The sequence below is a fragment of the Photobacterium ganghwense genome, assembly GCF_017329545.1.
Classification (GTDB): Bacteria; Pseudomonadota; Gammaproteobacteria; order Enterobacterales; family Vibrionaceae; genus Photobacterium; species Photobacterium ganghwense.
In genome coordinates this window covers 2,736,416-2,749,523 of sequence record NZ_CP071325.1, presented here as the reverse complement: position 1 = coordinate 2,749,523, position 13,108 = coordinate 2,736,416, and the positions used below count along the sequence as shown (strand labels likewise).

Here is a 13,108-nt window from a genome sequence, read left to right as displayed (position 1 = left end):
ACTGGGCGTGCTGATGACACTGGTGGCCAGCAGTCCGGCGCAGGCCACCCATAGCCGTTTACCTGACTACCAGCCGGTGACCGGGGTCGGGATAGCCGGCAACCTGTCATCGGTCGGCTCCGATACTTTTGCCAACCTGATGACCTACTGGTCAGAAGAATTCAAGCGCTTTTATCCCGGGGTCAATATTCAGATCCAGGCGGCCGGTTCGTCTACCGCGCCCATAGCCCTGATTGAATCGACAGCGCAGCTGGGGCCGATGAGCCGACGGATGAAAGCCAAAGAAATTGCAGCGTTTGAGCAGGAATTCGGTTACCCGCCGACTGAAATCCGGGTGGCGATTGATGCACTGGCGGTGTTTGTCCATGAAGATAATCCCCTGAAAGGACTGAATTTTGCTCAGCTGGATGCGATTTATTCCCGAACTCTGCGTTGTGGCGGGCTGACACCTATTGATCACTGGGGACAGGTCGGTATGACTGGGCGCTGGGCCGAGCGGGATATTCAGCTGTTTGGGCGTAACTCGGTATCCGGCACCTATGGTTTCTTCAAACAGCAGGCCCTATGCCACGGTGACTTTCGCAACAACGTGAATGAACAGCCGGGGTCGGCATCGGTGGTGCAGTCGGTCGCCAGTTCACTGACCTCGATCGGTTACTCCGGGGTGGGTTACCAGACGACTGGGATTCGGGCGATTCCGATTGCCCGCGAAGGAACTGACTATGTGGCTGCTACCATCGAGAACTCCGTCAACGGCAAATACCCGCTGTCTCGTTATCTGTATATCTACATCAACAAGCAGCCGGACAAACCGTTGTCGCCGCTGGTGGCTGAGTTTGTCCGTTTTATTCTCTCTCACACCGGCCAGGATCTGGTGGAGAAGGACGGCTACATCCCGCTGCCTTCCAGTTCCGTTGAAGCGACCCTGCGCCAACTGGAGCTGTGAGTTTCCTCGGCCGGTCAGCTCTTGAGCGGTCAGATGGGGCTAACTACCAAAAAACGGCTTGCCTCAGGGCAAGCCGTTTTGTGTTTTGCCTGGCACCTGGCACCTGGCACCTGGCACCTGGCACCTGGCACCTAGCTGGCATTTAGTACTGGTCGATGTCCGTGGTTACGCGATGAGCAGCGGCGATTCACATAGGTGCAGCTGCCAGCCGGCTTTCTGCCAGTATTCTTGCTCCTGACGGAGATCGGCGGCGAGCAGTCGGTTATCGGCTTCCCAGCCTTCCGGCAGGATCAGGCGCCACTCTTCTTTGTTGGCTTCAACCGTGATCGGTGGCAGCGGGCTGTCACTGCGTTGGCCATTCAATGCCACGGCCAGGCGCAGGGTGCGGATCAGGGGGTAGAGGTGCTTTCGCTTATAAATACTCAGCTCCGGCATTTCTTCCAGCTTCAGGCTCTTGCGTTGGTATCTGACCAGTGTTGCCAGCACCGTTTGCTGCTCCAGGTTAAACCCGGGCATGGTACTGTGCCGCAGGAGATAGGCCGAGTGACGGTGAAAGCCCGGATAGCTGATGCTCAGGCCGACTTCGTGCAACTGGGCGCCCCAGCCGAGCAGGGTGGCCAGATCGGTTTTGGTCAGCCCCGGTTGTGGCTCAATCTGGCTGTAGAGCATTTCGGCCGTTTCCTTAACCCGCGTTGCCTGGGCTAGATCAACATTGTACTGTTCGGCCATTGCGGTAGCGGTCCGGACCCGGATATCACTGAACCGGAAACGATCTTCCATCTCGTACAACAGCCCTTCACGCAGGGCGCCGTCTGAGAAAATCATCTCTTCAATGTCCAGCGATTTGAAGACTGCGCTGAGGATAGCTACCCCTGCGGCAAACACCGGTTTGCGGTCGTCTGTCAGCCCCGGTAGATCCAGCTCGTCCGCCTGTTTTACTTTCAGCATGGCCTCAATCAGCAGTGCCAGCCGTTCCGGGGTGATCACGCCGTCCTGATGGCCCATGCCGATCAGCACTTCCCGGATCGCCTTGATGGTGCCCGAGGAGCCGATTGCCGTTTGCCAGCCGGCACGCATGTAGGTGTTGGCGATACTTTCCATTTTCTGCTGGGCAGCCAGCTGGGCGGCAGCCATGCGTTTGCTGCTGATTTTGCCTTTCGGGAAAAACAGCTTGTTGTAGCTGACGCAGCCCATGTGCTTGCTGTAGGCAATCAGGGGATGAAAACCTTCCCCGATCACCAGCTCTGTGCTGCCGCCACCGATATCAACGACCAGCTTGCGGCCGTTGTCCGGCTGGGTATGAGCCACGCCAAGGTAGATCAGGCGGGCTTCTTCGGTGCCGGGAATAATTTCGATCGAGTACGGGATCAGAGCTTCAGCCCGCTTGAGAAAAACGTGGGCATTTCTGGCCTGGCGCAGGGTATAGGTTGCGGCAATGCGGACATTTTCCGGCGGGAACCCTTGCAGGCGTTCGGCGAACATGGCCAAGCAGTTCAGGCCGCGCTGAATCGCGGCCTGATCGAGGTTTTGCTGCGCATCCAGCCCGGAGGCCAGATGCACACGCTGTTTATGGCGACTGATAATTTGCAGGCTCTGGCCGACCACGCGGGCAACAACCATGTGAAAGCTGTTGGAGCCAATATCTATCGCGGCAATTTCACGGGGTGCTTCGGGTTCTGTCATGCGTCGTTTTCACTTTTCTGCGCTTGCTTCTTGAGCTGTTTTTCCGACTGCTTCAGATAATCATAGATCTCGATTTGAGATCGGATCTTCCGCTTGTTGCCCCGGGACACATAATTGTTGCTCATGTCGCGGTCGAGTACCCGGGCCTTGACGGTGTCTGACAGCTGGATATTGAGGATATCAATGATCTTTTGCTTCAGGGCCGGGTCGTCAATCGGACAGCCGACTTCAATTCGGTTGTCGATGTTTCGGGTCATCCAGTCAGCGGAAGAAATGAAAACCTCCGGATCGCCGTTATTATCAAACACCATGACTCGCGGGTGTTCGAGGAAGCGGTCGACGATGCTGATCGCGGTAATATTTTCACTGATGCCCTTGATGCCGGGGATCAGCGAGCACATGCCACGGATGATCAGCTTGATTTTCACGCCTGCATTGCTGGCCTGATAAAGCAGGTTGATCAATCCTTTATCCACTAGGTTGTTCACCTTGAGTGTAATACCCGCCGGCAGATTTTGCTTGGCATGGGCAATTTCACGATCAATCAGGTCGTACATCCGTAAGCGCGAGTTACGCGGCGAGACAATCAGTTTTCTGAATTTCACCGGCTGGTACGGATTCTGGATGTAGCTGAACACCATGCGGACTTCGTCGGTGATTGCCGGCTTGCAGGTCATCAGGGAGAAGTCGGTGTAAATCCGGGCGGTGTTCTCGTGGAAGTTACCGGTACCGATATGGGCATAGCGCACCAGTTCATCCCCTTCGATACGGGTGATCAGGCAGAGCTTGGAGTGAATCTTCAGGCCCGGTACGCCAAACACCACATGGACGCCGGCTTCGGTCAGGCGTCGGGCCCATTCAATATTGGCTTCCTCATCGAAACGAGCTTGCAGCTCGACCACCACGGTCACCCGTTTGCCGTTGTTGGCGGCATCAATCATTGACTCAATGATCCGGGACTGTTTGGCCACCCGGTAGATATTGATTTTGATGCTGCGCACTTTCGGGTCGTACGCTGCCTGGCGCACCAACTCCGTCATGTGGTTGAAGGTGTGGTACGGGTAGTACAGCAGGATGTCCTGCGCTTTGATCGCATCAAAGGCGTTGCGGGCGCTGACAAACTGGTAGCTTTCGAGCGGTGGCAGCGGATTGTTTTCCAGGTAGTTGCGGCCGACGTTCGGGAAACCGATAAAGTCTTTGAAGTTATGGTAACGGCCGCCCGGGATAATGCTGTCGTAGCTGGAGACTTTAAGCATGCTGCACAGGGTGTCGACCATATCTGCCGGCATATCGCGCTGGTACACGAACCGGACCGGCATGGCCGTCAGACGTTGGCTCAGGCCTTCAGACATCTGCTCCATCAGGCTGTGTTCCACTTCCTGGCTCAGGTCATATTCCGCATCGCGGGTCATTTTCATCGCATAGGCTGCCAGACTGTCGTATTCAAACAGCCCGCTGAAAATTTCATCGAGACAGAAGCGGATAATGTTATCCAGCAGGATGAGAGTCTTGCGGCGCTTCCCTTTGGCCTCCGGCAGTTTGATAAACCGTGGCTGCTGATCGGTCGGGATCTCCAGCAGGGCGTAGCGTTTGCTGTCGCCTTGCTGCATTTCTACCGCCAGGTAGGAATATTCGTCTTTAAGAAATTGCAGCAAATCCACATCATCGGTCAGCAGGATTGGCGAAATGTGGGGAAGGATTTGGGTACGAAAATGTTTTCGGAGCCAGTTTTGCTGATGATCATCGAGCTGTTGTTCATTGACCAGGAAAATGTGGCGCCGGGCCATTTCCAGCAGAATTTCGTTATAAAGGGTATCGAAGTCCTGGTTCAGTTTGAGCACGCGACTCTGGATTTTGCTGAGGAGTTCTTTGGAGTTTTCGTTACTGCCTCTTTCCTGATTGATCAGAATGCGGCGTTTTACATCGGCAAAGCGTACTTTGTAAAACTCATCGGTATTACTGGAGAAGATACCGAGAAAACGCACACGCTCTATGAGGGGGACTGACTTGTCGGCAGCCTCCTGCAGCACACGTTCATTGAAGGAAAGCCAACTGAGTTCTTTTTCTAAATAGAGAGGTTCCGTGCTCATTTTATTCCTATAGAAAGCTTGGGCTAAAGGTACTGCTGGCCTGTGGCCGGTTTCTTCCTACCAGTGGTGTCTACTGCGCATGCCCAGACTCCCCACAGATAGCCGCCTGAGGCGACATACCGGCAGGGAGCGGCGCAGCAATCCGTCTAAAGGTACAGCTGAAACGGGCTCAGGCCTTAGTTATTATCAATATCAATGGTCAGGTCATCGGCAATCGACTCGAGCGCTTCCTGGACATGCTCAATACTGAGTCCGTCCGGCAACTCCAGTTGGAAGTCAGCGGTGAAAATGGGGTAGCCCCAGTTGGGGGCGCTGTCAGAGTCGGTTTTCAGCTTGTTGATGTTGACGCCTAACTGCTTGAGCTTGGTGGTGACATCTTTCACGATACCTACCCGGTCATTACCGGTGACCAGCAGGTTAAACAGGGTGGTGGTCGGTGAGGTCTTGCTTTCATCCTCAACAATCTGCACTTGCAGGGCTTCGATCTCGCTCAGTGCTTTGCTCAGCGCGGCAATGTGCTGATCGGCGACTTCCACTTGCAGGATCCCGGCAAACTGGCCGGCGAGTTTACTCAGGCTGCTGGACAGCCAGTTACCGTTGTTCTGGTAAATCGTATCGGAAAGGGTTTCAACAAGACCCGCCTGATCGCGGCCAATAACAGTGATGATGAGGTGCTTCATAACGATATCCTTATTCGTTGAGGCGATAGAAAGCCGGAGGCTATTGACCATTATGTGACCTGGTGTATGTTCTGTCTAGTTTCGTAATAATTCAGGTTATTGAAAACTGTACAAAATTACCTGCAGTCAAGGGTAGAACAGTTTTGTGACATTTTTATTGCAGTGCGTGCTGTTAAGTATGCTGCAAAGTGGCTATTGCAAGCGGCGGGATCCATCCCCGTAGCTGGGACAATTTCGTTGTCATATAATTGTCATCTAAAGGCAATATTATAAGTAAGCGTGTAAATTTATTGAGGTAATAATGGCAAAGGCCAGCGAATTTTTGATGGGAAACAGTCCTGGCCGGAAGGTAACCGATAAGCTTGCCCGATATGGAGTGACAGCTGGAGGGATCTTCGTCTTAATTACCTTAGTTCTGATTTTTTTCTACCTGCTTTATGTGATCCTGCCGATTTTCTCTGCGGTCCGCGTGGTACCTCAGCAGGCTTTCTCGACCTCCTTTGCAGATCGCACGGCACTGGTCACTTTTAACGATCGCAACGACACCTTGTTTCGCCTGTCCGATACCGGGCAGTTGTCGGTGATCCCCCTGACGTCGGCCGATCCCGGTCGCGAAGTTCGCCAATACACCTTACTGCCACATACAACCAGCATCGGGCGCAGCCTGCCGGCGGAAGATCTGATCGCCCTCGGCGGCAGCGAAGGCGAAGTGGTGATAGCCCGGCCGCTCGCTGCGGGTGACGGTTATCAAAGCGGCTTGTCGATGGCATTTCCGCTCGGCCAGGAGCCATTGCAGCTTGATCCGCAACGCCAGCCGATCGTTAAACTGGCAGTGTCGGTACGCAGCCGTCGGGCCGTGCTGGCGGGGGTGACCGCAGATCAGCGTATCCGGGTGAAAAAGTTCACCGGGGGAGAGGTCCTGGGGCAGACGGGGCCAGAGCACTGGCAGGCCACTGACTTCGCGTTGGAAGGCGTTGCAGAGCCTATTGATGATCTGGCGGTCACGCCGGATGCGCGAACCTTGTATCTGCTGGCCGGAAAACGTATCTATGTTGTGACTCTGGGCGAAGCGCAGGCGCAGATCCGTCAGGTGGTGAGTGTCGCAGACGGCGATGCGGAGCCGCGTCAACTGGCGTTGTTGTCCGGTGCCAACTCCTTGTTAATCACGGACAGCGAGCACCGTGTGGCGCAGTGGTTTGAAATCGTGAAAGACGGGCGCCGCTCGCTGGTGAAGACCCGTGAATTTGCTCTGCCGCCTGGCAATGTTACATCGCTGGTCCCGGAATATGCCCGTAAAGGCTTCTTTGTGCTGCAGGATGACGGCCAGTTGTCGGCGTTTTATACCACAGTGAAAGGGGCTATCTACAGTTCTGCGGTATTTACTGATAAGGTGCCGGACACCCTGATGATTTCGCCACGTGCCGATCGTCTGGTCGCCGTTACGGGCAATCAGTGGCAGACTTATAAAGTCGACAACCGCCATCCGGAAATCGGTTTTGCCTCGTTGTGGCAGAAAATCTGGTACGAGGGCTATCCGGAGCCGGATTTTGTCTGGCAGTCCACCTCGGCCAGTGATGAGTTTGAACCTAAGCTGAGTCTGGTGCCAATCATTTTCGGTACCCTGAAAGCGGCGCTCTATGCCCTGTTTTTTGCGGTTCCACTGGCACTGGCCGGTGCAATTTACACCGCGTATTTTATGTCGTCGCGGATGCGGCGGGTGATTAAACCGACCATTGAGCTGATGGAAGCGCTGCCGACGGTCATTCTGGGCTTTCTGGCCGGAATTTGGCTGGCGCCGATTGTGGAAAAAAATCTGGCGGGGATTGCCCTGCTGCTGGTGGCCTTCCCGTTGGCAATGATGGCTGCTGGACTGGTTTGGGCGCTCTTGCCGGGACGTTTTCGTCAGCGCATTCCCGGCGGTCTCCATATCCTGTTGCTGATGCCGGTGATCGTGCTGGTCGGTTACGGGTGTTTTGCTCTCAGCCCTGCGCTGGAAACGCTGCTCTTTGGCGGCGATATGCGGGTGTACCTGAATAATGAGTGGGGCATTGGCTACGATCAGCGCAATACCCTGGTGGTCGGGATTGCGATGGGGTTTGCGGTGATTCCGACAATTTTCTCAATTGCGGAAGATGCGATCTTCTCGGTACCTGGCCACCTGACCAGCGGTTCGCTGGCGCTGGGGGCGACCCACTGGCAGACACTGACACGGGTGGTATTGCTAACTGCCAGTCCGGGGATTTTTTCCGCCGTGATGATGGGGCTGGGGCGCGCAGTCGGGGAAACCATGATTGTGCTGATGGCGACCGGGAATACGCCGATCCTCGACTGGAACGTGCTGGAGGGAATGCGCACCTTGTCTGCCACCATTGCGATTGAAATGCCGGAAAGCGAAGTGGGCAGCTCTCACTACCGGGTCATGTTCCTGGCAGCTTTTGTGCTGTTTGTATTTACCTTTTTCTTTAATACCGTCGCCGAGCTGGTACGCCAGCGGCTGCGGGAAAAATACAGTTCACTCTGATGAGGCACGCCAGACAGTGCACAGAGCGAAAGAGACTTTCACAGGAATGAAGACGAAAAGAATAACAATGACGACGTGGTATCATGCGTAAATGGTTTGAATCGGGCTCGCCCTGGATTTGGCTGACCGCCGGCGCTGTCAGTCTGAGCCTTGTGGCGGTACTGGGGCTGTTATTACTGATCGGCTGGAAGGGGCTGGGCTATTTTTGGCCAGCCCCTGTTTATCAGTTTGAGTTGTCAGTGAATGGTCAGCCGGCCATGGAACACAGCACCGTCATCGGTGAGTTGTACGAGCGGAAAACGGTACCGGTTCAGCAGTTGGCTGATGCCGGGGTAGACACGTCGGCGTTTGCCGCGGCCGGTCAGGTTGATCGTTACATCATCAAAACCGGCAACCGGGATCTGCTGGGCAGTGACTTTGTGACGGTACTGGCACCGCATATTGTGAGCCAGCAACTGGCAGCCGGGGTAGCTGTCATCGAGCGGATGAAAAATGGCCGTTTCTACGGGGTGCCCACCGCATTGTATGAGGACGGCAGGCCGATCTCGCTGGATAGCCTTAACCTCAGCCTGATGCGGGCCATTGCCGTGCGGGAGCAGATTCGTCAGCTGGAAAAAAATGAGCTGAAATCGCTTAACTACCAGTTTGAGCGGCTGCGCCGTGAAGATAGCGGCAAGGTGGATCCGGCAGAAAAAGTCCGCCTGGAGCAGTCCCTTCATGCCCTGGAGCAGCAACTGACTCAACTGCGCCAGCAACTGGAAAGCGACACGCTGATCGTGCGGGAAATGTCTGGCAAAGAAATTGCTTTGCCTTTAGCGCAGATCCTCGATTTGTGGTTTCCGAATGAAATGACACTGTCGGCCAAACTGGTGCACTGGCTGGATCAGCTCGGTAAGTTTGTCAGCGAGGACCCGCGCGAAGCCAATACCGAGGGCGGTGTATTTCCGGCGATTTTCGGTACGGTATTCATGGTGCTGCTGATGAGCGTGATTGTCACTCCGCTAGGGGTGATGGCGGCCGTCTACCTACACGAGTATGCCGGGAAAAGTATGTTTACCAAATTGATCCGGGTGGCGGTGATTAACCTAGCCGGGGTTCCGTCCATTGTTTACGGGGTGTTCGGGTTGGGATTTTTCGTCTACATGGTAGGCGGCACCATAGATGAGGTCTTTTTTGCCTCTGAGCTGCCAGCGCCGACATTCGGTACGCCGGGTATCCTGTGGTCGGCGTTGACGCTGGCGATCCTGACCCTGCCAGTTGTGATTGTCTCGACCGAAGAAGGCCTGGCGCGGATTCCTGTGTCTATCCGGCACGGCTCACTGGCATTGGGCGCGACACAGGCAGAAACCCTGTGGCGGACGGTATTGCCGATGGCCAGTCCGGCAATCATGACCGGATTGATCCTGGCAGTTGCTCGCGCCGCCGGGGAAGTGGCCCCTTTGATGCTGGTGGGAGTGGTGAAAATGGCCCCGTCATTGCCGATTGATAACCACTTCCCGTATCTGCACCTGGATCGTAAATTCATGCATCTTGGTTATCATATATATGATGTCGGCTTTCAGAGTCCGAACGTTGAAGCTGCCCGCCCGCTGGTGTATGCCACATCATTTTTACTGGTGACGGTGATTGTTGGTCTGAATCTGACCGCCATCGGTATCCGCAACCATTTACGAGAGAAGTTCCGCTCCCTGGAGCAATAGCGAGAGTCAGGAAGGATTATGTTTTCAATTAATTCCCCAATCGGTTTGTTTGCCCCCGTTGACTTGTCCGCGTTGCCCGAGGAAAAAACGGCGTTGTCTATCGAGGGGCTAGATTTGCATTACGGCAACCATCAGGCCCTGTTTGATATCAACATGCGCATTGCTAAAGGGCAGGTGACCGCGTTTATCGGCCCGTCAGGCTGCGGGAAATCGACCCTGCTGCGGTGTATCAACCGAATGAATGAGCTGGTTGAAGGGTGCAGGGTTGACGGCCAGATCATGCTGCACGGGCAGAACATCTATGATAATAAGGTGGACGTGGCCTCGCTGCGACGCCGGGTCGGGATGGTGTTTCAGCGCCCGAACCCGTTCCCTAAATCGATTTATGAGAACGTGGTGTACGGGCTGCGTCTGCAGGGCATCCGGGATCGTCGGGTACTGGACGACGCGGTGGAAAACTCGCTGCGCGGTGCTGCGTTGTGGGATGAGGTGAAAAACCGCCTGCACGAGAATGCTTTCGGGTTGTCCGGTGGTCAGCAGCAGCGTCTGGTTATTGCCCGGGCGATTGCCATTGAACCGGAGGTGCTGCTGCTGGATGAGCCGACATCAGCGCTGGACCCGATCTCGACGCTGACCATTGAAGAGCTGATCAACGATCTGAAAACCAAGTACACGGTGATCATCGTAACGCACAACATGCAGCAGGCGGCACGGGTGTCAGACAATACGGCATTCATGCACATGGGCGAGCTGGTGGAATACGGCAGTACCAATGATATTTTCACCACCCCACGCGAAAAACGAACAGAAGATTACATCACAGGTCGATACGGTTAAGGAGTTAAGCGATGTTAGACAATGTAAGCCTTGGCCGTCATATTTCCGGCCAGTTTAATGCCGAGCTGGAGAGCATCCGCTCCCATGTTCTGGCGATGGGCGGGCTGGTAGAACAGCAGCTGGCTGACGCCCTTAAAGCGATGCATAAACAGGACATTGAGCTGGCTCGCCGGGTGATCAAAGATGACCATAAGGTCAACGCCATGGAAGTGGCAATTGATGAAGCCTGTACCCGCATCATTGCCAAGCGACAGCCAACCGCCAGTGATTTGCGTCTGGTGATTGCCATTATCAAGACCATTACCGATCTAGAGCGGATCGGTGACGTGGCCGAGAGCATAGCGAAAGTGGCGCTGGAAAACTTCACCAATAAGCAGTACAACCTGCTGGTGTCGCTGGAGGCGCTGGGTCAGCACGCGGTGCGTATGCTGCATGAGGTTCTGGATGCGTTTGCCCGGATGGATGTTAAAGCCGCGATTCAGGTGTACCAAGAAGATGACCGGATTGATCGTGAATACGAAGCGATTATCCGTCAGCTGATGACGTACATGATGGAAGACCCGCGTTCGATCCCTAACGTGTTGCAGGTAATGTGGTCAGCCCGCTCTATCGAACGGGTCGGTGACCGGTGCCAGAATATCTGCGAATACATCATCTATTTTGTCAAAGGCAAGGATATTCGCCACACCAGCCCGCAAGAGCGGGAAGATATTCTGCGCTGATTGATTCTGCGCCGGGCAAGTCAAATCGAGTGGGTGAAATTGGGTGCAAGGCGTTTGATGCAAGAAGCCAGGAGCAAAAGAAAAGGCGGACCAGTCCGCCTTTCTTGTTTTCCACGTTAGTGACTATTTACTAGTGACTATTCACTGTCGTCGTCAGCATCATCAGAAAACAGGTCCGGAACAAAGGTCTGATCATCTTCAGGCGCCCGGATATACCCTTCTTTATTCACGTCTGGCAGCTCAATTTTAGGGTAATCAATCTCTTCATAAGGGATCTGGGACAACAGGTGAGAAATGCAGTTGATGCGCGCCTTTTTCTTGGTATCGGCATCCACTACCCACCATGGACACTGTTTGGTGTCGGTGTATGCGAACATCTTGTCCTTGGCTTCGGAGTAGGCTGCCCAGCGCGAGCGGGATTCCAAATCCATCGGGCTGAATTTCCAGCGCTTTATCGGGGTGTTGATCCGTTCCAGGAAGCGTTTTTCCTGCTCTTCATCAGAGACGGAAAACCAGTACTTCAGCAGGATAATACCGGAGCGCTCCAACATGCGTTCAAATTCGGGGCAGGAGCGTAGGAATTCTTCGTATTCGTCGTCGGTACAGAACCCCATGACCTTCTCGACCCCGGCCCGGTTGTACCAACTGCGGTCAAACAGCACCATTTCACCGCCGGCCGGCAAGTGAGCGACATAGCGTTGGAAGTACCATTGGGTGCGCTCTTTTTCGGTGGGCTTGGGCAGTGCCACGACCCGGCATACCCGAGGGTTGAGCTTTTCGGTGATGCGCTTGATAACGCCTCCTTTCCCGGCGGCGTCGCGGCCCTCAAAAATCACCACAACCTTGAGCTCTTCCTGTTTGATCCATTCCTGCAGTTTGACGAGTTCAATCTGCAGGCGCTCAAGCTCTGAGTCGTAATCCTTTTTTTTCAATCGTTGTGCTGGTGGCTGATAACCCATACCTGTCTCTCACTTTTTACTGCGCTTAACAAAAGAGTAACGCGGAATGAGATCCTTGACGAATTGGATAGCTAATTATTTGAAACCAATGGCACTTTTTCTGTATCGGGCAGCTAAAAGCAAACTGTCCCTGCCAAGTCTTTGGTGTGGCAGGGAGGGCATGCAGGAATAGCTTCAGGAACGACGTTGATTGTGTGGGGTATGGCTATATGGGGTATGGTTGTCGAGGGTTTGGAGTGCCTGGACAACAGCCCTGATTTTGTCCGGGTCAGTGACCGGAATGGTAAAGTCGTCAACCTCCGCGCTGCCCATATAGGCTTCCTGTGAATATTGCTGCATCAGGCTGGCACGGGTGCTTTTACCTGACAGGTGCACTTCCTGCACGCCGGTCTGTTGCACAATCTCCACCACGTTGCCAGCATGCAGTCCGGCACCGGCCATAATGGCCAGCCGGTCACCGCAATATCTGACCATCTCAGCCAGTACCGGAATGCCTTCATAGGCGTTGGCTTTAAGGCCGGAAGTCAGTACACGCTCACAGTTGTGAGACATGATGGTGTCCAGTGCCGCAAACGGCTCAAGGCACTGGTCAATGGCACGGTGGAAAGTCACCCCCATCCCCTGGGCTTCCCGGCACAAGGCACCCAGCAGCTCGGCATCAATGCGGCTGTCTGGCAACAGGCCACCAACCACAATGCCTTGCAATCCGGCTTCACGAGCTGCGTAGACGTCAGCCAGCATGATTTCTTTGTCCTGCTCGCTAAACAGAAAATCCCCCTGGCGCGGGCGGATCATGGCGTACACTGGCACCGTCGCGTGACGGGCTGCCAGTTTCATCAGTCCCGGATTGGGCGTCAGGCCGCCAAGGGCGAGGGAGGAACACAGTTCGATACGGGTTGCACCGCCTTGCTGGGCGAGATGCAGGGATTCAATGTTATCGATACAGACTTCAATATGCCGGAGTGTCATC

General features: G+C 54.7%; 10 protein-coding genes. 5 read left to right on the top strand and 5 right to left on the bottom strand.

Going from position 1 to position 13,108, the window contains the following annotated elements:
- Positions 1-13: 13 nt before the first annotated feature.
- Positions 14-946 (top strand): PstS family phosphate ABC transporter substrate-binding protein, encoded by a 933-nt coding sequence (locus FH974_RS12520; RefSeq protein WP_047886630.1) that lies wholly within the window; start codon positions 14-16, stop codon positions 944-946.
- 165 nt (positions 947-1,111) lie between these two features.
- Here FH974_RS12520 and ppx read toward each other — a convergent pair whose 3' ends face one another.
- The 3 genes from ppx to FH974_RS12505 form a co-directional block, all read right to left on the bottom strand.
- On the bottom strand, positions 1,112-2,629 hold the full coding sequence (gene ppx, locus FH974_RS12515; RefSeq protein WP_047886571.1) for an exopolyphosphatase: 1,518 nt from the start codon (positions 2,627-2,629) through the stop codon (positions 1,112-1,114).
- Entirely contained in the window at positions 2,626-4,719 is a 2,094-nt protein-coding gene (ppk1, locus tag FH974_RS12510) for a polyphosphate kinase 1 (RefSeq protein ID WP_047886572.1), read from the bottom strand. Before ppk1 ends, ppx begins: the two co-directional genes overlap by 4 nt.
- 176 nt (positions 4,720-4,895) lie before the next feature.
- Complete coding sequence (locus FH974_RS12505) at positions 4,896-5,399, bottom strand: glycine cleavage system transcriptional repressor (protein ID WP_047886573.1); 504 nt, start codon at positions 5,397-5,399, stop codon at positions 4,896-4,898.
- A 301-nt stretch (positions 5,400-5,700) separates the two neighbouring features.
- Here FH974_RS12505 and FH974_RS12500 point away from each other — a divergent pair, with 301 nt between their 5' ends.
- From FH974_RS12500 to phoU, 4 genes are all read left to right on the top strand, one after another.
- Complete coding sequence (locus FH974_RS12500; protein WP_047886574.1) at positions 5,701-7,920, top strand: ABC transporter permease subunit; 2,220 nt, start codon at positions 5,701-5,703, stop codon at positions 7,918-7,920.
- A gap of 83 nt (positions 7,921-8,003) precedes the next feature.
- On the top strand, positions 8,004-9,620 hold the full coding sequence (pstA, locus tag FH974_RS12495; RefSeq protein ID WP_047886575.1) for a phosphate ABC transporter permease PstA: 1,617 nt from the start codon (positions 8,004-8,006) through the stop codon (positions 9,618-9,620).
- Between the two features lie 18 nt (positions 9,621-9,638).
- Positions 9,639-10,457 (top strand): phosphate ABC transporter ATP-binding protein PstB, encoded by an 819-nt coding sequence (gene pstB, locus FH974_RS12490; RefSeq protein WP_047886576.1) that lies wholly within the window; start codon positions 9,639-9,641, stop codon positions 10,455-10,457.
- Positions 10,458-10,468: 11 nt separating this feature from the next.
- A complete protein-coding gene (phoU, locus tag FH974_RS12485) occupies positions 10,469-11,179 on the top strand; it encodes a phosphate signaling complex protein PhoU (RefSeq protein ID WP_047886577.1) in 711 nt (236 codons plus the stop codon).
- A gap of 137 nt (positions 11,180-11,316) precedes the next feature.
- Here the strand turns inward: phoU and ppk2 are convergent, their stop codons facing one another.
- Together ppk2 and FH974_RS12475 are read right to left on the bottom strand one after the other, a co-directional pair.
- The gene (ppk2, locus tag FH974_RS12480; RefSeq protein ID WP_047886578.1) at positions 11,317-12,138 is read right to left on the bottom strand and encodes a polyphosphate kinase 2; all 822 of its coding nucleotides are present in this window, start codon (positions 12,136-12,138) and stop codon (positions 11,317-11,319) included.
- Positions 12,139-12,312: 174 nt separating this feature from the next.
- The gene (locus FH974_RS12475) at positions 12,313-13,107 is read right to left on the bottom strand and encodes a copper homeostasis protein CutC (protein WP_047886579.1); all 795 of its coding nucleotides are present in this window, start codon (positions 13,105-13,107) and stop codon (positions 12,313-12,315) included.
- Position 13,108: the final 1 nt, after the last annotated feature.

Excerpts from the sequence above, each read along its gene's own strand:
- FH974_RS12520 (WP_047886630.1), top strand. The coding sequence starts at position 14 with ATGACACTGGTGGCCAGCAGTCCGGCGCAGGCCACCCATAGCCGTTTA.
- ppx (WP_047886571.1), bottom strand. The coding sequence starts at position 2,629 with ATGACAGAACCCGAAGCACCCCGTGAAATTGCCGCGATAGATATTGGC.
- ppk1 (WP_047886572.1), bottom strand. The coding sequence starts at position 4,719 with ATGAGCACGGAACCTCTCTATTTAGAAAAAGAACTCAGTTGGCTTTCC.
- FH974_RS12505 (WP_047886573.1), bottom strand. The coding sequence starts at position 5,399 with ATGAAGCACCTCATCATCACTGTTATTGGCCGCGATCAGGCGGGTCTT.
- FH974_RS12500 (WP_047886574.1), top strand. The coding sequence starts at position 5,701 with ATGGCAAAGGCCAGCGAATTTTTGATGGGAAACAGTCCTGGCCGGAAG.
- pstA (WP_047886575.1), top strand. The coding sequence starts at position 8,004 with ATGCGTAAATGGTTTGAATCGGGCTCGCCCTGGATTTGGCTGACCGCC.
- pstB (WP_047886576.1), top strand. The coding sequence starts at position 9,639 with ATGTTTTCAATTAATTCCCCAATCGGTTTGTTTGCCCCCGTTGACTTG.
- phoU (WP_047886577.1), top strand. The coding sequence starts at position 10,469 with ATGTTAGACAATGTAAGCCTTGGCCGTCATATTTCCGGCCAGTTTAAT.
- ppk2 (WP_047886578.1), bottom strand. The coding sequence starts at position 12,138 with ATGGGTTATCAGCCACCAGCACAACGATTGAAAAAAAAGGATTACGAC.
- FH974_RS12475 (WP_047886579.1), bottom strand. The coding sequence starts at position 13,107 with ATGACACTCCGGCATATTGAAGTCTGTATCGATAACATTGAATCCCTG.